The sequence below is a fragment of the Streptomyces camponoticapitis genome (assembly GCF_014646115.1).
Lineage (GTDB): Bacteria > Actinomycetota > Actinomycetes > Streptomycetales > Streptomycetaceae > Streptomyces > Streptomyces camponoticapitis.
Genome location: NZ_BMMV01000013.1, coordinates 45,284 through 63,175, shown reverse-complemented (window position 1 = coordinate 63,175; position 17,892 = coordinate 45,284). Strand labels below are relative to the sequence as shown.

Sequence of the window (17,892 nt, the reverse complement as noted above, 5' to 3'; positions counted from 1 at the left end):
GCCGTACTACGTCCGCACCTGACGCCGGCCACATCGCGGTGGGCGAGCGGTGCGCGTGCCGTGGTGCCTCGGTCAGCCGACCGCGGGAACCGGCACGTACACGGCGAGCGCCGCGGCCAGTTCCTCGTGGACCTGCGCCTTCAGCAGCGTGCCCTCCGGGGTGTGCTCCTCGGACAGCACCTCACCCTCGGCGTGCACCCGCGAGACCAGGCCGCCGGAGGTGTACGGCACCAGGGCCTCGACCGTGATCTCGGGCCTGGGCAGCTCGGTGTCGATGAGCGCCAGCAGCTCGGCCATACCGGCGCCGGTACGCGCCGACACGGCGATCGCGTGCCGCTCCATCCGCAGCAGCCGCTGGAGGACCTCGGGGTCCGCCGCGTCGGCCTTGTTGATCACCACGATCTCGCGGACGTCCACCGCGCCCACGTCGCGGATCACCTCACGCACGGCGGCCAGCTGCTCCTCCGGAGCGGGGTGCGACCCGTCGACCACATGCAGGATCAGATCGGAGTCCCCGACCTCCTCCATGGTCGAGCGGAACGCCTCCACGAGGTGGTGCGGCAGATGCCGGACGAATCCGACGGTGTCCGCCAGCGTGTAGATCCTGCCGCTCGGTGTCTCGGCCCGGCGCACGGTCGGGTCCAGAGTGGCGAAGAGCGCGTTCTCCACCAGGACTCCGGCGCCGGTGAGGCGGTTGAGCAGCGAGGACTTCCCCGCGTTCGTATATCCCGCGATCGCGACCGACGGCACCCTGTGGCGCCTGCGCTCCTGCCGCTTGATCTCGCGGCCGGTCTTCATCTCCGCGATCTCCCGGCGCATCTTCGCCATCTTCTCGCGGATCCGGCGCCGGTCCGTCTCGATCTTGGTCTCACCAGGACCACGCGTGGCCATGCCGCCACCGCCGCCGCCACCCATCTGCCGGGACAGCGACTGACCCCAGCCGCGCAGCCTCGGCAGCATGTACTGCATCTGGGCCAGCGCGACCTGCGCCTTGCCCTCCCGGGACTTGGCGTGCTGGGCGAAGATGTCGAGGATCAGGGCCGTACGGTCCACGACCTTGACCTTGACGACGTCCTCAAGATGGATCAGCTGGCCGGGGCTGAGCTCACCGTCGCAGACGACCGTGTCCGCACCGGTCTCCAGCACCAGGTCGTACAGCTCGCGTGCCTTGCCCGAGCCGATGTACGTGGCCGGGTCGGGCTTGTCACGGCGCTGGATCACACCGTCCAGCACGAGCGCGCCGGCCGTTTCGGCCAGCGCCGCGAGCTCCGCGAGCGAATTCTCGGCTTCCTGCACGGTCCCCGAGACCCAGACGCCGACCAGGACCACGCGCTCCAGGCGCAGCTGCCGGTACTCGACCTCGGTGACGTCTTCGAGCTCGGTGGAGAGGCCCGCCACGCGCCGTAGCGCCGCGCGGTCGGAGCGGTCGAACTGGTCGCCGTCCCGTGCTCCGTCGATCTCTTGGCTCCAGGCGACGTCCTCTTCCATCAGGGCATCGGCCCGAAGGCTTTCCGTGCGGGGGTCCGCGAAGATCTGCTCGTCCTGGGAAGGGGAAGAAGAGGAGGTCATTGGATCCTTACGTCGAAGAGAAAGTTCTGCCGATGGACAGACTGCCCATCCACATCGGTCACAACGCGTGACGGCCCGGATTGATTCCCGACGTCACAGGCCCCTGCCCCCGGGTCCCGGAGTCCCGGTCCCGGCAGCGCCGTCGACCCCTTGATGGTGGCACGTCACCGCCGGGACCGTCATATGGTTTCCCCGCCGGTTTTCCCCGGCCGGTTGTCCCCCGCCCGTCCCCGCGCTACTTCGCGGCCTCGCTCTTCCAGTCCGGGTGACCGGGCATGGGCGGCGTCCTACGCCCGTACAGCCACGCCTCGAAGAAGTCCGACAGATCACGCCCCGCGACGGCCGACGCCAGCCGGGTGAAGTCCGCCGTGCCCGCCGTCCCGTCCCGGTGGTCCCGCACCCAGTCACGCTGCAGCCGCCGGAACTCCCCCGCGCCGATCTCCTGGCGCAGCGCGTACAGCACCAGCGCGCTGCCGTCGTACACCACCGGCCGGAAGAGGCTGAGCTGCTTGCCGGGCGCAGGCGGCTCCGGCGCGGCCGGGGGGCCGCCCGCCGCGCGCCAGCCGTCGGACAGCCGGTAGGCCTCGCGCATCCGCTTCTCCAGCGGCTTGTCGGCGTGCTCCTGCGCGTACAGGGCCTCGTACCAGCTCGCGTGGCCCTCGCTCAGCCACAGGTCGGACCAGAGAAGAGGCGAGACGCTGTCGCCGAACCACTGATGCGCCAGCTCGTGGACCATGACCGAGTCGACGTACCACTCGGGGTACTCGGGCCGCGTGAACAGCGACCGCTCGAAGAGCGACAGCGTCTGCGTCTCCAGCTCGAAGCCGGTGTCCGCGCCGGCGATCAGGACGCCGTACGTCTCGAACGGATACCGCCCGACCTGCCGCTCCATCCACTCCAACTGCCCCGGCGTCTTCGCCAGCCACGGCTCGAGCCTCGTACGGTCGGCCTTCGGGACCACGTCGCGTACGGGCAGGCCGTGCGGCCCCTTCCGGTGCACCATTGCCGAGTCACCGATGGACACCTGTGCCAGTTCGGTGGCCATGGGGTGACGGGTGCGGTACGTCCAGGTGGTGGTGGCACCGGCGCGGGACTTCGCCACCGGCAGACCGTTGGCGACGACGGTCAGCCTGCTGGGGGCGGTGACCCGGAAGGTGAAGGCGGCCTTGTCGGCGGGGTGGTCGTTGCCCGGGAAGACACGGTGCGCGGCGTCGGCCTGGTTGGCCATCGCGAGACCGTCCTTGGTCCGTACCCAGCCGCCCTTACCGCCTGTCGGGTCGCTCGTGTGGGTGACGGTGACGCGGACGGGTGAGCCCGCCCCGAGGGACTCGCGCGGCGTGACCACGAGGTCCTCACCGGCGGTCGCGAAGGCGGCGCGTGCGCCGTCGACCTCGACAGAGCGGACGACGCCCTGGGTGAAGTCCAGGTTGATCCGGTCCAGGCGCCGGGTCGAGCGCGCGTCGATCTTGGTGACGGCGTCGAGGGGCTTGGTGTTGTCACCGCGATAGGTGAAGCCGATGTCGTAGGCGAGGACGTCGTATCCGGGGTTGCCCAGGTGCGGGAAGAGCGGATCGCCGATACCGAGCGGTTCCGGGGCGGAGGCGGGGAGCGTCGCGGCGACGAGGGTGGCCGACGCGGTGGCCAGCAGGGCGGCGCGCAGCCGGCGGGAGGTGAGCAGCATGAACCACCGCTACCAGGGCGCCATGGGCCTACGGCGGCGGCGCGCTTCACGCCCACCCGAAAGAGACGGGCGGGGCGGGGGCGCCGGGCGCCGTTCGACGCGTCCGTTTTCAGGAGGCCGGCTCGTGCTGGGCGCGGCGTACGTCGAAGACGCCCGGCACGTCCCGCATCGCGCGCATCAGACCGGGCAGCCCCGCCGCGTCGGGCAGCTGAAGCGTGTACGTGTGACGCACCCGCTGCTCACTCGGCGGCTCCACGTTGGCCGAGACGATCGCCGCGCCCGCCGTGGCGATGGCTTCGGTCAGATCGGCGAGCAGCCGGGGGCGGCCGAAGGACTCCGCGTACAGGGTGACCCGGCACTCCGCCTCGTCGCCCCAGCTCACGGCCACCGGCGCGCGGCCGAGCGCGGTCATCCTGCCGACGGCGGAACACTCGGCGCGGTGCACCGTGACCGTGCCGCCGCGCACCGTGAAGCCGGTGACGGCGTCGGGCGGTACCGGCGTGCAGCAGCCCGCGAGCCGTACGCTCGCCTCCGGCGCGTCCACGACCACGTTGGCGACCCCACGCCGTCCCGCTGTCACGGCGCCGGGCGCGCGGGGCTCGGACTCGGGCACCGTCAGACTCTCGGGGTTGGCGGCGAGCCACCCGGCGATCGCGATCCGCGCCGCGGGGGTACGGGCGTGGTCCAGCCACTCCGGAGACGGCCCGGGAGCGGCCTCCTGTGTCTGGTGGGCCGACGCCCCCGTGAGGTCGTCGCCCTTCGCCTGTACGGGTCCGTCGGCCAGGAGCAGTTGCACCGTGTCGCCGTCCACCAGGACCGTACTCAGCGTTGCCAGACGGCCGTTGACGCGTGCCCCGATGCAGCCGTGCGCGCCGTCGCCGTACTGCGCGTACGCCGCGTCCACACAGGTCGCGCCCGCCGGCAGCCCCAGCATCCCCCCGTCGGCGAGGAAGACACTGATCTCGCGGTCCTGGGCGAGATCGGCGCGCAGCGTCGTCCAGAACGTGTCGGGGTCCGTGGCCGACTCCTGCCACTCCAGGAGGCGGGACAGCCAGCCGGGCCTGGTCGGGTCGGCGCGTTCGCCGTCGGCCGGTTCGGCCCCGTCGACGGGCGCGTACGGGTTGCCCAGCGCGACGACCCCCGCTTCGGCGACCTTGTGCATCTGGCGCGTACGGATGAGGACTTCGACAACCGCCCCGTCGGGGCCCGCGACCGCCGTGTGCAGCGACTGGTACAGGTTGTACTTGGGGGCGGCGATGAAGTCCTTGAACTCGGAGATCACCGGGGTGAAGCAGGTGTGCAACTCCCCCAGTACGGCGTAGCAGTCCGCGTCCTCCCCGACCAGGACGAGGAGGCGTCCGAAGTCCGTGCCGCGCATCTCCCCGCGTTTCAGACGGGCGCGGTGCACGGAGACGAAGTGCCGTGGCCTGATGACGACCTCGGCCGTGATGCCGGCCTCCCGGAGTGTCCTGCGCACCTCCACGGCGATGGTGTCCAGGCTCGGCCCCGTGGCGGCCTTGTCGGCGATGACGGCGCGCGTGCGCTCGTACTCCTCCGGCTGGAGGATCGCGAAGACCAGATCCTCCAGCTCGGTCTTGAGCGCCTGAACGCCGAGCCGTTCCGCGAGGGGGATGAGCACGTCGTGGGTGACCTTGGCGATACGGACCTGTTTCTCCGGCCTCATCACACCGAGCGTGCGCATGTTGTGCAGCCGGTCGGCGAGTTTGATCGACATCACCCGGACGTCGTTGCCGGTGGCGACCAGCATCTTGCGGAAGGTCTCGGGCTCGGCGGCGGCGCCGTAGTCCACCTTCTCCAGCTTCGTCACACCGTCGACCAGATAGCAGACCTCGTCGCCGAACTCCGCGCGCACCTGATCGAGCGTCACGTCCGTGTCCTCGACGGTGTCGTGGAGGAGAGAGGCCGTCAATGTCGTGGTCTCCGCGCCGAGTTCGGCGAGGATCAGGGTCACTGCCAGCGGATGCGTGATGTACGGCTCGCCGCTCTTGCGGAACTGGCCGCGGTGCGACATCTCGGCCAGCACGTACGCCTTGCCCAGCACGAGCAGGTCGGCGTCGGGGTGGTGCGCGCGGTGGGCCTCGGCGACGTGGCCGATCGCGTCCGGCAGCCGGTCTCTGGCCGCGGGCCCCAGCAGCGCGGCCTTGCCGAGCCGGCGCAGGTCGATACTTGTACGGCCGCGCCTGCGGCTCCGGGCACCAGGGCTGTTCGCCTCCGGGCTCATGGGGCACCTCCGGCATCTTCGACCGGCGGTGGGAGGGACAGGAGCGCCCTCCCGGCCGGTGCTTGATGCTACCGACCCCACCACGTGCCTCGGTCCACCTCTCCCCCAGCGTGAAGCGGATCACCCATTCGAGCGAACCTGAGGGGGAGTTCGGAGGAGTTCAGAGCGTGTCGAGCCGCTCCGCCCACTCGGCGTCGAGCACGCCCTCGGCGACGATGACGGCCGGGCCGGTCATCTCGATCTCGCCGTCGGGACGTTCGGTGATGACGAGCCGTCCGCCGGGCACGTCCACCGTGTAGGTGACGGGCTCTCCGGTGACGGCGGGGTCGACACCGTCCCTGCGGGCCGCCGCGACGGCGACGGCGCACGCGCCCGTACCGCAGGAGCGTGTCTCGCCGGAGCCGCGCTCGTGGACGCGCATGGCGACGTGGCGCGGGCCGCGACCGACGACGAACTCGACGTTCACACCCTCCGGATAGACCGACTCGGGGGTGACGGACGGAGCGGTGGACAACTTCCCCGCGTGGTCGAGATCGTCCACGAAGGCGACGGCGTGCGGATTGCCCATGTTGACGTTGCGGGCGGGCCAACCTCGCTCCCCCACAATGACGGTGACGTCGTCTTCGGGAAGGACGGCGCGTCCCATGTGGCTCGTGATCGCTCCCGGGCCTGCCGTGCCGCCGCCGGTCTCGGAGTCCTTGGCGATGTGCACCCGCTTGACGCCGCCCCGCGTGGCCACGGCGAGGTCACCCGCGTCCACCAGACCGGCGCGGCGGAGATACCGCGCGAAGACCCGGAGGCCGTTGCCGCACATCTCGGCCACGGATCCGTCCGCGTTGCGGTAGTCCATGAACCACTCGGCGCGGTCGGCCATGGACCGGGCGTCGGGGTGCGCGGCGGACCTGACGACGTGCAGCAGCCCGTCGCCACCGATGCCGGCCCGGCGGTCGCACAGCTTCACGACGGCGGAGGCGGACAGGGCGAGGGCGTTGTCCGGGTCGGGAATGATCACGAAGTCGTTCTCGGTCCCGTGGCCCTTGAGGAAAGGGATCGGTGACGACTGCGCGGCGGGCCGGTAGGTACTCACGAGGTCAATCGTACGAGGTGGGACCGACAGCGCGAACGCGGAGGCGGCCGGGGCGCGGGCGGGGCGGGATGCCGGGCGCGAGCGTGCTCCGTGAGTGGATCGGGGCGGGACGGGCGGATCGGGCGGGGCAGAGCCGGGGCGGCGTCGACTCAGCGGAGGCGGGCGACGCGCCAGACGGCCAGCGCCACGAGCGCGGCACCCCCGGCCACGTACAGCGCGAGCACCCGCCAGTCCGGGCGCTCGCCCGACCCACGGGCCGGCAGACCGGGCCAGGTGTGGCCCACGCGGCGCGCGGCCATCATGCCCCAGCCCGCGGCGCAGCAGCTGATCAGCAGGCCCAGCATGGCGACGACGGCGCCGCCGTCACCGGTCCCGAAGGCGAGGGGGAAGGCGAACATCAGCGAGCCGATCGCGGCGAGCATCACGATGGGCGCGAGCTGCCAGATCCGCAGACGTCGCTGCGGACGCAGCTCGACCTCCACCTCGGGAGTGACCGCGTCTTCGTCGGGTCCGTCAGGACTCAGCCGCGGAGCTTCGTCCTGTGGGTCCTGCGTCCCCTGATCCGTGTTGCGAGGGCCGGCCTCCATCGCCACGCGCCCTCCCAACTCGGACTCCACTGGTCGATCGATGCTCGATGATGGCACGGCCCCGGGCACCGGATTGACGGCCTGAGCGTCCCGATGCCATCACGTGATCAGGCTGTGACCGCTCGTTCGACCAACCTCAGCGCGAGGTGCGGGAGTTCCTCCCGGTCGGTGGCCGCGCCGCTCAGCCAGTGCACGCGCGGGTCGCGGCGGAACCACGAGTCCTGGCGGCGCGCGAAGCGCTTCGTGGCGCGTACGGTCTCGGCGCGCGCCTCCTCCTCGGTGCGGTCTCCGGCGAGGGCAGAGAGCACCTGCTGGTAGCCGAGCGCACGCGAGGCGGTGCGCCCCTCGCGAAGGCCGCGCGCCTCCAACTCACGCACCTCGTCAACGAGGCCGGCCTCCCACATACGGTCCACGCGCAGCGCGATGCGCTCGTCGAGTTCGGGGCGCTCCACGTCGACGCCGATCTGCACCGTTTCGTACACGGCGTCATGACCCGGCAGATTGGCGGTGAACGGCTTCCCCGTGATCTCGAACACCTCAAGCGCGCGGACGATACGGCGGCCGTTGCTGGGGAGGATCGCGCGGCCGGCCGGCGGGTCGGCCGCGGCGAGCCTGGCGTGCAGGGCGCCGGAGCCGCGCAGCTTGAGTTCGTCCTCCAGCCGGGCGCGTACCTCGGGGTCGGTGCCGGGGAATTCGAGGGCGTCGATGGCGCCCCGTACGTAGAGACCGGAACCGCCGACGAGGACGGGAGTACGGCCTTCGGCGAGCAACCGGTCGATCTCGATCCTGGCCAGCCGCTGGTACTCCGCGACGTTGGCCGCCTCGGTGACCTCCCAGATGTCGAGGAGGCGGTGCGGGACGCCGCGGCGCTCCTCGGTCGTCAGCTTGGCGGTTCCGATGTCCATCCCCCGGTAGAGCTGCATGGAGTCGGCGTTGACGACCTCGCCGTCGAGTTGCCGGGCGAGAAAGACGCCCAGGTCGGACTTGCCGGCCGCGGTGGGACCGACGACGGCGATGACCCGCGGTGCGCTCGCTGCATCTCTCACGGCCCCAGTCTCGCAAACCCGGTGGCAGGTTCCCGAACGAGTTAGGTGACGGCGCCTGTGCGGGGTCGTTGGCCGTTGCGAGATTCCGGCTGCCGGTTTCGGGCCGGTGCCAGTGCGCGGGGCAGCGGGACGCTGCGGGCGGCGCGGAATTTCGCCCGCACGAGTAGCATATGGAGTGGATATGGGTGTTTTTGCACGGCTTCGGCGGAAGCCCAAGGGGATGGCGGAGGAGGCCGGGTCGGCTTCTCCGGAGGACGTTGTCGCCGCGGACGGCGATCCAGGCGGGGCGGAGGCCGCGCCCGGGGGTTGCGCGAGTGCGGACAGCGTTGATGGGGATGGCGCGACCGTCGAGCGGGCCGTGGACATCCCGAAGCAGCAGACTGCCGACGAGGCGGCCGACAACGAAGCCGGCGAAGACGCCCACAAGTAACAGCGGCTCAGAGCCGATCGCCCCATCGGGGCCCGAGGGAAGGTGACCCATGAGCTTCCGTGACTCACTGAAGGCCAAGCTCTCCCCGGCCAAGGACAAAGTCTCCGACCTCGCGCAGCAGCACGGGGGAAAGATCGGGGACGGCCTGGACAAGGCCGCGAAAACGGTCGATCAGAAGACCAAGGGCAAGTACAGCGACAAGATCGAGTCCGGGACGGGCAAGGCCAAGAACGCTCTGGAGCGCCTGTCCCACAAGGACGGTGACGACACGGGCACTCCGCCTTCCTCCCCTCCCCCACAGCCGCCGGCGGCCTCCTGAGGCATGAGCCCGCCGCGCCGGCTCGGCGTGGGCCGTCGCTGTGCGTGGGAGTGTGGGTGGGGCCCCCTCCCCCCTCCCCCGCCCCGTCCTTCCTGCCCCCGTTATGACCAGGCCGCCACCAGGTAGCCCACGCCGTACGGGGCGTCCTCGTAGAGCAGGGCGCCGTTCAGGCCTGCCCCCTCGGCCGCTCCCGCGAGCACCTGCCAGCAGGGGCGGCCCGCTGCCTTCAGGTCGGTCGCGAGCGCCGCGTCCAGGCCCGCGAGCGTCGCGACGTCCGCCGTGGCAAGCGCCCGTGCGACCTCGGCGTCGAACGCGGCGGCGCGCTCGTCCAGGTAGCCGGGGGCCTTGAGCGTGCGGCACGCGCTGGCGTCGCCCATCACCAGCAGTGCCACCCGGTCGTCGCCCGTCGTGATGTCCTTACCGGTTTTGATACACCGGTCGGCGTCGAGCGGTTCCCGAACGCCCAGACCCTCGATCGGGGAGGCGGACCAGGCGACCTGTGCGAGGAGCCAGGCGGCGACGGCCAGCGAGGTGGGCAGTTCGTCGTCCGGGGATCGCGCCGCACGGTCACCGGGCACCGTCGGCGTTCCGTCGAGCGTCACGTCGACGTCGACCCCGTAGCCCCGGAAGGAGCCGTACGCACCTTGTGGGTAGGGCCGCACGTCCTGTGGGCCCGCTGCCGGGCCGACGACGATCAGCCGGTCGGGCCGGGATGCGGCGAGGACGCCGAGAGCGTCGGCGCACGCGTCCCGCGCGGCGTCGAGTTCCGCCGCGGCACCGGCGGCCACGGCGGGAACGAGCATGGGCGGACAGGGGCACACGGCAGCGGATACGAGCATGCTGCGCAGACTAAGGGCTGTCCCGTAATCCCCGGTGGATCAGCACACGGCGTCGGACGCGGTGCATCGCGAGGTGCAATAGTCGACGTCGCGCGCCCGCAGGGGATCAACGGGACAGCCCTGAGGGCCTGGCCAGGCTCAGGACCGGCGCGTCACGGCGCCGAGCAGCCGCCTGTCGGCGCCGGCAGTGGCGGCGGGACGCCGATGGAGGGCAGGCCGAGCAGGACACCGGCGGGCTCGGGCGGGGCCGCGTTGCGCCTCTCCCACGCGTCGCCCGCGCGGGTACGCCGTATCCGCGTCGTGGGTCCCTCGGCGAGCAGATGGTGCGGAGCCGCGTAGGTGATGTCGACTGTCACCACGTCGCCGGGCCGCACCTCCTCGGAGGGCGCGGTGAAGTGCACCAGGCGGTTGTCGGGCGCGCGCCCGGAGAGCCGGTGGGTGGCCCCGTCCTTGCGGCCTTCGCCTTCGGCGACCATGACATCGAGCGTGCGGCCGACCTGCGTCTTGTTCTCGTCCCAGGAGATCTCCTCCTGAAGGGCGACGAGGCGCAGGTAGCGCTCCTGCACGACCTCCTTGGGAATCTGCCCGTCCATGTCGGCGGCGGGCGTTCCGGGGCGCTTGGAGTACTGGAAGGTGAAGGCGTTCGCGAAGCGCGCCTCGCGCACCGTGTGCAGCGTCTGCTGGAAGTCCTCCTCGGTCTCGCCGGGGAAGCCCACGATGATGTCGGTGGAGATGGCGGCGTGCGGGATGGCCGCGCGGACCTTGTCGATGATTCCGAGGAATCGCTCCTGCCGGTACGAGCGGCGCATCGCCTTCAGGACGGTGTCCGAGCCGGACTGGAGGGGCATGTGCAGTTGCGGCATGACGTTGGGCGTCTCGGCCATCGCGGCGATGACGTCGTCGGTGAAGTCGCGCGGGTGCGGCGAGGTGAAGCGGACGCGCTCCAGGCCCTCGATCTTCCCGCAGGCGCGCAGGAGCTTGGAGAAGGCCTCGCGGTCGCCGATGTCGGAGCCGTACGCGTTGACGTTCTGACCGAGGAGTGTGATCTCCGAGACGCCTTCCGCGACGAGCGCCTCGACCTCGGCGAGTACGTCGCCGGGCCGGCGGTCCTTCTCCTTGCCGCGCAGGGCCGGGACGATGCAGAAGGTGCAGGTGTTGTTGCAGCCCACGGAGATCGAGACCCACGCGGCGTAGGCGGACTCGCGGCGCGTCGGCAGTGTGGAGGGGAACGCCTCCAGCGACTCGGCGATCTCGACCTGCGCCTCCTCCTGTACGCGGGCACGCTCCAGCAGTACGGGGAGCTTGCCGATGTTGTGCGTACCGAAGACGACGTCGACCCAGGGCGCCTTCTTGACGATGGTGTCGCGGTCCTTCTGGGCCAGGCAGCCGCCGACGGCGATCTGCATGCCGGGGCGCCGGGTCTTCATCGGGGCGAGCCGGCCGAGATTGCCGTACAGCTTGTTGTCGGCGTTCTCGCGTACGGCGCAGGTGTTGAAGACGACGACGTCGGCGTCGCCGTCGGCGCCCTCGGGGGCCCGGACGTAGCCCGCGTCCTCCAGCAGACCGGACAATCGTTCGGAATCGTGGACGTTCATCTGACACCCGTAGGTGCGTACCTCGTACGTCCGCTCGACGCCCACTTCGCCCACTGCTTCGGCCAGGTCACTGCTGATGGTCACCCGTCAAGGGTAAGGGGGTGCCCGAGGTGGCCCCGCCAGCGGCATCCCGTGGCCCCCTCCGGAGCCCTGGGCCCGGCAAATCACGTCCGTCACTGGCGTATCGCCCTCGGCGTTTCGGCCACCGCCGGGCCGGGAGCCTCTCCGCGCGCCCCAAGGCCGGACGAGTTCCGCACCCCGCGCCCACCCGGCCCCGTACGGAATCCGCTCCGTCTCAAACACGTGTGTTCGATATGGCGGCAGCCGTCGTTGACCCGGGTGACATCGACCGGACACGACACCCGGACGTAGGCGACGCACCCGCAGGGGGAGACCAGTTGACCTCGACAGACAGCCGGTACAAGCGATCCGTGACACCTCCGCCGCCACCTCCCGCCGAGATCGTCTACTCGGGCGAGTACTCCGTGAATCCGCTCGGTGAGGTCTCCTTCGGCAAGCTGTGCGCGCAGCTCCCCTCGGTGCTGCGACGCATCGCCGCGATGTCCTGGGCCATGGACCGGCGGGCCGTCGTGCTTCTCCTGGCCTGTCAGCTGGTGACGGGCGCGGCCGCCGCGGTCCTGCTGACCGCGACGGCCGCCGCCATGCGCCCGATCCTCGGCGGCGGCGCGGTCGCCGACCGGCTGGAGCAGGCCCTGCCTGCCCTGCTCGTCGTGGGGACCGCGACGGCCCTGACCCGTGGTGCGTCCTCCGTGGGAATGTACGCGTCGCGGCGTCTCACACCCAGGCTGACGACCGCGACGGACACCGCCCTGGTGGAGGCGGTGTGCCGCGTCGAGGCGGCGGCGTACGCGGTGGACGGCTTCGCGGACCGCCAGGAGGCCGCGGAGATGGGCGTGGCACGTACGCATGTGATGGTCACCGACGCCCAGCGGTTCATGTCGGCCCTCGTAAGGATGGTCACCGCGACCGCGGTCCTGTCGCTGCTGAACGTTCTGATGCTGCCGCTGCTGCTCCTCGCGGTGCTCCCGGCGGGTGTCGGGGCGGTGCTCACCGCCCGGGTCGACTACGAGATCCACTACGCGAACGTCGCCGACCGCAACGTGCGCGGGATGATGCGGTGGTGGTCGACGACGCCCAAGTACGGCGACGAGGTCCGCGCCAACGGAATGACCGACTACCTGCTGTTCTGGTACCGCTCCCTCTCCGAACGGGTCGACCGTCGTACGCTCGCCGGAGCCCCGCGAACGCTGCGCATCGCGCTGCTGTCCTCACTCGTGGGCGGGGTGTTCCTGGTCGCCACCTGGGCCGCCCTCGCCTGGCTGGCCGGGACGGGCCGGGTCCCGCTCGCCGTCGCGGCCACGGCCGTCGTCGCCGTACAGACCACGCTGGCGGCCCTGTCACAGGTGATCGTCAACGGCGCGGCGGTTTTCCACACGAGCCTGTATCTGAGCGACATGCAGGCCTTCCTCGATGACGCGGAGAAGCGGGCGCCGCAGCGCCGCGGGCTGTCGGTGAGTGCTCCGGTGGACGAGATCCGGCTGGAGGAGGTCAGCTATCAGTACCCGGGCAAGGAGAAGCCGGCCGTGGAGGCCCTCTCCTTGACGATGCGGCGCGGGGAGATCCTGGCGATCGTCGGCGTGAACGGCTCCGGCAAATCGACCCTGACCCGCCTGATCACCGGGATCTATCTGGCCGACAAGGGCAGGGTGCTGTGGAACGGCTCGGACCTCGCCTCCGTGGACCGGACCACGGTGTGGCGGTGCACGGGACTGGTGCCGCAGATCTTCGCGCAGTGGCCGCTGCGGGTGCGCGAGAACGTGACGTTGGGTCAGCCCCGTACCTTCGACGACGGACCGGTGTGGGAGGCGGTCGACGCGGTCGGCATGCGGGACGCCGTCGAGGATCTGTCGAACGGTCTCGACACCCTCCTCGCCCGGGAGGTGTTCGGCGGGGCGGAGCTGTCCGGTGGGCAGTGGCAGCGCCTGGCCTGTTCCAGGGCTCTGTACCGGCGGCCGTCGCTGCTGATCCTGGACGAGCCCACCTCGCAGATGGATCCGCGCGGCGAGCACCAGATCTTCGAGGAGATCAAGGCGATCGCCGCGGACCGCATCACCATCGTGGTGACGCACCGTCTGGAGAACACGAGGATCGCCGACCACATCGTGGTGATGGACGGGGGCCGCATCACCGAACAGGGCTGTTACGGCGACCTCGTTCACGCGGGCGGCACCTTCGCCGAGCTCCTCGCCCTCTCCAAGGACCGGTGAGGAGCGCATTGGCCCATCGAATCGGTCACGGAATGCACCCGCCGAGCGGTCACTCATCTACGTAGATTCGTCCTCATGAACACGACGACGAACCCCGCGAACCCCACCCACCAGCCGCTTCTCACCCGTGGGGGCGCCGCCGAGGCCCTGAGCGACGCCCCGGGCAGCCTCATCACGCTGTTCGCCGACTCGGACACGACGGGCGGCGCGCTCACGGTCAACACCGCGCGCTTCAAGAAGGGCGCTGCCGGGGCTCCCGTGCACTTCCACACCCGGGCCACCGAGTTCTTCTTCGTGCTCGACGGGACGCTCCAGGTGCTGGCCGGCGAGGAGATACACCTTCTGAGGAGGGGCGACTTCCTCGCCGTGCCGCCGCACACGCCGCACGCCTTCGCTCCCGCCCCGGACGCGACCGCCGAGGTTCTGGTCGGCTTCACACCGGGCATGGACCGGTTCGACTACTACCGGCTGCTCGGCCGCGTACACGCCGGGGAGGCGACCGTGCAGGACATCAAGGACTCCTCCGAGAGGTACGACAACCACTACACGCGCAGCAACGCGTGGGACGAGCGCGCCTGACGCGCACCGCCTCGGGTCCGGCCTGATCAAGTCAGCCGGGTCCGGAGTGGTTTGACCTCCGTGGTCGTGGGTACCGGCTCTGGGCTGCGCCCGGCGCCGGGCCTGGGGAGGTCTGAGGCGCTGGTCAACCCGGTCCTCGGACCTGCGAAGGACGTGGACCGGGGCGCAGTCCATCCCGGCCATCGCCTCGTCGGCTCCCCGTCAGCTCCTCGTCGGGCCGTAATCAAGCCGGGACATCAGGTCTGTGCCTTTACGGCGAGTGAGCTGGCAGGATCGCCGCATGTTCCCGCTTCCGCCCCGTATGAGCCGTCGCACCGCCTTCGTAGGAGGCGTGGCCGCGCTGGTGATGGCCGGACTGCTGGCGTGGTGGCTCGTGCCGCTCGGGGAGAAGTCACCGAGCGGCTCCGTCAAGTTCAGTACGGGTGCGACGAGCGGCGTCTACGAACGCTACGGGTACCTCCTGAAAGAGGATCTCGCCAAAGATCTGCCCAACGTGTCGATAGAGCTGCTGACCAGCGAGGGCTCGCAGGAGAACATCTCGCGTGTGGCCGCCGGGAAGGCCGACTTCACGATCGCCACGGCCGACGCGGTCGCGAAGTACCGGCGGGACGACGGACCCGGCGCGGACCGGCTGCGGGGTTGCGCACGGCTCTACGACGACTACGTACAGCTGATAGCGGCGAAGGATTCGGGCATCGAGTCGGCCCAGGGGCTGCGCGGCAAGCGGGTCGGCGTCGGTCAGGAAGGCTCGGGTGTGCGGCTGATAGCCGACCGCCTGCTGTCCGCCGCCGGGCTGCATCCCAAGAAGGACGTCACGCCGGTCTCGGCAGGCATCGACACCATGCCCGGCCTTCTGGAGTCGGGGGAACTCGACGCCTTCTTCTGGTCCGGCGGGCTGCCCACCCTCGCCGTACAGCAGCTGTCGGAGCGTTTCGACATCAAGCTGGTGCCCCTCGACGATCCCCTCGTCGACAAGCTGCACGACACGGCTCCGGTGGACACCCGCTACTACCGCTCGGCGATGATGCCGGCCGACGCGTACAAGAAGGCGCAGGACGGTACGGCGGTGCCGACGGTGGCCGTGGCGAATCTGCTGGTCACCACGGACCGGATCGATGCGGAGCTGACCGAGGGTTTCACCCGCACCGTGATCAAGAGCCGCGACCGGATCGGCAAGAAGGTCCACCCGGCCCAGCTCGTGGATCTGCGGACGGCGATCTACACCGATCCGCTGAGGCTGCACGACGGCGCGCTGCGCTACTACCGGTCGGTCAAGCCCTAGGGTCTGTCGTTCACGCCGTCACCTCGTCACGCGCCGGTCACCGAGGAGCGACCCACGCGGGAGAGATCAGGAAGAGCCCGGTGACGACCTCGGCACCGCGAGCGTCACCCGCAGCCCGCGCGGCTCCGCCTGCTCGTACGCGATCGTCCCGCCGCCCGCCGCGAGCAGCGCCCGCGAGATGGACAGCCCGAGCCCCGACCCCTTGACGTTCTGGTGCCGGTTGCTGCGCCAGAAGCGGTCGCCGATCCGGTCCATCTCGTCGTCGGACAGTCCGGGCCCGCCGTCGGTGACGGTGATCGTGGTGCGGTCGCTGCCGGCGCGTGCCACGGTGACGTCCACCTCGCCGCCCTCCGGCGTGAACTTCAGGGCGTTGTCCACGACCGCGTCGAGCGCGCTGGAGAGCGCGACCGGGTCCGCCCAGCCGGTGAGGGCGCCGGTGCTCTCGGTCAGCCGTACGCCCTTCTCCTCCGCGTACGCCCGCCATGCCGCCACGCGCTCGGACACCAGCGCCCCGACGTCGGTGAGCCGAAGATCGGCCGGGGCGTGTTCGGCGAGCGCCAGGTCCAGCAGGTCGTCGAGGACCTGCCCCAGCCGCTTGCCCTCCGTACGGACGGAGGCGATCTCCTCGTTCCCCGCGGGCAGTTCGAGGGCGAGCAGCTCGATCCGCAGCAGCAGCGCGGCAAGCGGGTTGCGCAACTGGTGGGAGGCGTCGGCGACGAAGGCACGCTGCTGTTCGAGCACGTCCTCGACGTTGTCCGCCATCTCGTTGAAGGAGTGGGCGAGCCGCCGCAGTTCGGGCGGGCCGCCGGCGGCGGCGACGCGGGATTTCATCCGCCCGGTGGCGATGTCGTGCGTGGCGGCGTCCAGGACACGTACCGGACGCAGCACCCAGCCCGTCAGCCGGAACGCCGCCCCCACGGCCAGCAGCATCGCCGCGGCCTCGCCGGCGGCGATGTACGTCCAGCCCTCGAGGATCCGGGACCGCATCTGCCCCGTGGGCGAATCGGTCACGACGACGGCGACGACGTCCCCGTCCCGCACCACCGGCGACGCGACTATCAGCCGGCCGTGCCGCTGCCAGGGCCAGACCTGCTGCGGATCATCGCTGCGCCGCCCCAGGAGGGCCTCCTGGAAGGCCAGGCGGCCCTCCCCCGTCCGGGGCACCGTCCAGCCCTCAGGAGCCCGCGCCATGGCCTCTCCGTCGCGGTAGAAGACGCCCGCCCGGATGCCGTACACCTCGAAGTAGCGCCTGAGCTCCTCCTCCAGCATCGTGCCGCGCTCGTCGGAACCGGTCGCCGCGCCGGATCCCGCGACCCCCACGTCGCCCTCGCTGACGAACTGAGCGAGGGCCGCGACGCGAGCGGTGTCGTCGATCCGGTCGACGACGACGTCCTGCTGCTGCGCCGACGCCAGACTCACGGCCAGCGGAAAGCCGAGCGCGAGGAGCACGCCCGCCATGAGGACGATCAGCAGGGGGAGAAGTCGGGTACTCACCGGATTCTACGGTCCTTGATGAGCGGCGGGGGCGACGAGGCGGTAGCCGACGCCGCGCACGGTCTCGATCAGTGCCGGCATCCGGAGCTTGGAGCGCAGGGACGCCACATGCACTTCGAGGGTGCGGCCGGTCCCCTCCCAGCTCGTGCGCCACACCTCGCTGATGATCTGCTCCCGCCGGAAGACGACGCCGGGACGTTGCGCGAGGAGCGCGAGGAGGTCGAACTCCTTGCGGGTCAGCTGGATGGAGGCCTCGTCCACGGTGACGCGGCGCGTGGACAGTTCGATGCTGACCGGCCCGAGGCGCAGCGAGTCCCCGCCGCCCGTCCCGGCCTCCTCGCCGCCGACGCTGCGCCGGCTGACGGCGTGGATCCGGGCCAGCAACTCCCCGGTGTCGTAGGGCTTGGTGACGTAGTCGTCCGCGCCGAGGTTCAACCCGTGGATCCGGGAACGGACATCGGCCCGCGCCGTCACCATGATCACCGGGGTCGAGCAGAGTTTGCGGATCTTGCCGCAGACCGCGTAGCCGTCCTGGTCGGGCAGGCCCAGGTCGAGGAGTACGACTCCGTAAGGAGACTTCGTCCCGTCGGTCACCGGGAGCAGTGCCTGCAACGCCTCTTCGCCGCTGCGCGCGTGCGTGACGTCGAAGCCGTGCCTCGCCAGTACCGCGGCGAGGGCCGCGGCGACATGATCGTCGTCCTCGACGAGCAGCAGCCTCATGGCCCTCCTCCGTGGTGTGGCGGTCACAGTACGTACCAGGGCATCCACGCCCATGGCTGCCTCACCAGTCAAGCCACTTCCCGTTAAGGGACGGTTTCCGTTACCCACCCGGTACTCCGAACCGGCCAGCTTCA

Annotated in this window: 15 protein-coding genes; 5 read left to right on the top strand and 10 right to left on the bottom strand. The window is 70.9% G+C overall.

Annotated features, from left to right (window positions below):
* Positions 1-72 precede the first annotated feature (72 nt).
* From hflX to miaA, 6 genes are all read right to left on the bottom strand, one after another.
* Entirely contained in the window at positions 73-1,569 is a 1,497-nt protein-coding gene (gene hflX / locus IEY79_RS20500) for a GTPase HflX (RefSeq protein WP_189109004.1), read from the bottom strand.
* 235 nt (positions 1,570-1,804) lie between these two features.
* A complete protein-coding gene (locus tag IEY79_RS20495; RefSeq protein ID WP_189109003.1) occupies positions 1,805-3,250 on the bottom strand; it encodes a M1 family metallopeptidase in 1,446 nt (481 codons plus the stop codon).
* 109 nt (positions 3,251-3,359) lie between these two features.
* Positions 3,360-5,492, bottom strand: coding sequence for a RelA/SpoT family protein (locus IEY79_RS20490; RefSeq protein WP_189109002.1), 2,133 nt, complete (start codon positions 5,490-5,492; stop codon positions 3,360-3,362).
* Between the two features lie 160 nt (positions 5,493-5,652).
* Complete coding sequence (gene dapF, locus IEY79_RS20485; RefSeq protein ID WP_189109123.1) at positions 5,653-6,588, bottom strand: diaminopimelate epimerase; 936 nt, start codon at positions 6,586-6,588, stop codon at positions 5,653-5,655.
* A 140-nt stretch (positions 6,589-6,728) separates the two neighbouring features.
* A complete protein-coding gene (locus tag IEY79_RS20480; protein ID WP_189109001.1) occupies positions 6,729-7,166 on the bottom strand; it encodes a hypothetical protein in 438 nt (145 codons plus the stop codon).
* A gap of 107 nt (positions 7,167-7,273) precedes the next feature.
* Complete coding sequence (miaA, locus tag IEY79_RS20475; RefSeq protein WP_189109000.1) at positions 7,274-8,212, bottom strand: tRNA (adenosine(37)-N6)-dimethylallyltransferase MiaA; 939 nt, start codon at positions 8,210-8,212, stop codon at positions 7,274-7,276.
* A gap of 181 nt (positions 8,213-8,393) precedes the next feature.
* On the opposite strand from miaA, the gene IEY79_RS20470 reads away from it, so the two are divergent.
* Positions 8,394-8,642 (top strand): hypothetical protein, encoded by a 249-nt coding sequence (locus IEY79_RS20470; protein WP_189108999.1) that lies wholly within the window; start codon positions 8,394-8,396, stop codon positions 8,640-8,642.
* 49 nt (positions 8,643-8,691) lie between these two features.
* Positions 8,692-8,961, top strand: coding sequence for an antitoxin (locus tag IEY79_RS20465; RefSeq protein WP_189108998.1), 270 nt, complete (start codon positions 8,692-8,694; stop codon positions 8,959-8,961).
* Between the two features lie 101 nt (positions 8,962-9,062).
* Here the strand turns inward: IEY79_RS20465 and IEY79_RS20460 are convergent, their stop codons facing one another.
* Together IEY79_RS20460 and miaB are read right to left on the bottom strand one after the other, a co-directional pair.
* Positions 9,063-9,800, bottom strand: coding sequence for a class III extradiol dioxygenase subunit B-like domain-containing protein (locus IEY79_RS20460; protein ID WP_189108997.1), 738 nt, complete (start codon positions 9,798-9,800; stop codon positions 9,063-9,065).
* Between the two features lie 152 nt (positions 9,801-9,952).
* On the bottom strand, positions 9,953-11,479 hold the full coding sequence (gene miaB, locus IEY79_RS20455) for a tRNA (N6-isopentenyl adenosine(37)-C2)-methylthiotransferase MiaB (RefSeq protein ID WP_189108996.1): 1,527 nt from the start codon (positions 11,477-11,479) through the stop codon (positions 9,953-9,955).
* Between the two features lie 314 nt (positions 11,480-11,793).
* On the opposite strand from miaB, the gene IEY79_RS20450 reads away from it, so the two are divergent.
* The 3 genes from IEY79_RS20450 (at position 11,794) to IEY79_RS20440 (ending at position 15,544) form a co-directional block, all read left to right on the top strand.
* Positions 11,794-13,683: an ATP-binding cassette domain-containing protein gene (locus IEY79_RS20450; RefSeq protein WP_229700994.1), complete on the top strand. Its 1,890-nt coding sequence runs from the start codon at positions 11,794-11,796 to the stop codon at positions 13,681-13,683.
* 75 nt (positions 13,684-13,758) lie between these two features.
* Entirely contained in the window at positions 13,759-14,262 is a 504-nt protein-coding gene (locus tag IEY79_RS20445) for a cupin domain-containing protein (protein WP_189108994.1), read from the top strand.
* A gap of 280 nt (positions 14,263-14,542) precedes the next feature.
* Complete coding sequence (locus IEY79_RS20440; RefSeq protein WP_189108993.1) at positions 14,543-15,544, top strand: TAXI family TRAP transporter solute-binding subunit; 1,002 nt, start codon at positions 14,543-14,545, stop codon at positions 15,542-15,544.
* Between the two features lie 66 nt (positions 15,545-15,610).
* Here IEY79_RS20440 and IEY79_RS20435 read toward each other — a convergent pair whose 3' ends face one another.
* Positions 15,611-17,038: a sensor histidine kinase gene (locus tag IEY79_RS20435; RefSeq protein WP_189108992.1), complete on the bottom strand. Its 1,428-nt coding sequence runs from the start codon at positions 17,036-17,038 to the stop codon at positions 15,611-15,613.
* A 6-nt stretch (positions 17,039-17,044) separates the two neighbouring features.
* A complete protein-coding gene (locus IEY79_RS20430; protein ID WP_189108991.1) occupies positions 17,045-17,758 on the bottom strand; it encodes a response regulator transcription factor in 714 nt (237 codons plus the stop codon).
* Positions 17,759-17,892: the final 134 nt, after the last annotated feature.

What these genes read in the sequence shown, in the direction of transcription:
- hflX (WP_189109004.1), bottom strand. Translation starts at nt 1,569, where the DNA reads ATGACCTCCTCTTCTTCCCCTTCCCAGGACGAGCAGATCTTCGCGGAC.
- IEY79_RS20495 (WP_189109003.1), bottom strand. Translation starts at nt 3,250, where the DNA reads ATGCTGCTCACCTCCCGCCGGCTGCGCGCCGCCCTGCTGGCCACCGCG.
- IEY79_RS20490 (WP_189109002.1), bottom strand. Translation starts at nt 5,492, where the DNA reads ATGAGCCCGGAGGCGAACAGCCCTGGTGCCCGGAGCCGCAGGCGCGGC.
- IEY79_RS20480 (WP_189109001.1), bottom strand. Translation starts at nt 7,166, where the DNA reads ATGGAGGCCGGCCCTCGCAACACGGATCAGGGGACGCAGGACCCACAG.
- IEY79_RS20470 (WP_189108999.1), top strand. Translation starts at nt 8,394, where the DNA reads ATGGGTGTTTTTGCACGGCTTCGGCGGAAGCCCAAGGGGATGGCGGAG.
- IEY79_RS20465 (WP_189108998.1), top strand. Translation starts at nt 8,692, where the DNA reads ATGAGCTTCCGTGACTCACTGAAGGCCAAGCTCTCCCCGGCCAAGGAC.
- IEY79_RS20460 (WP_189108997.1), bottom strand. Translation starts at nt 9,800, where the DNA reads ATGCTCGTATCCGCTGCCGTGTGCCCCTGTCCGCCCATGCTCGTTCCC.
- IEY79_RS20445 (WP_189108994.1), top strand. Translation starts at nt 13,759, where the DNA reads ATGAACACGACGACGAACCCCGCGAACCCCACCCACCAGCCGCTTCTC.
- IEY79_RS20440 (WP_189108993.1), top strand. Translation starts at nt 14,543, where the DNA reads ATGTTCCCGCTTCCGCCCCGTATGAGCCGTCGCACCGCCTTCGTAGGA.
- IEY79_RS20430 (WP_189108991.1), bottom strand. Translation starts at nt 17,758, where the DNA reads ATGAGGCTGCTGCTCGTCGAGGACGACGATCATGTCGCCGCGGCCCTC.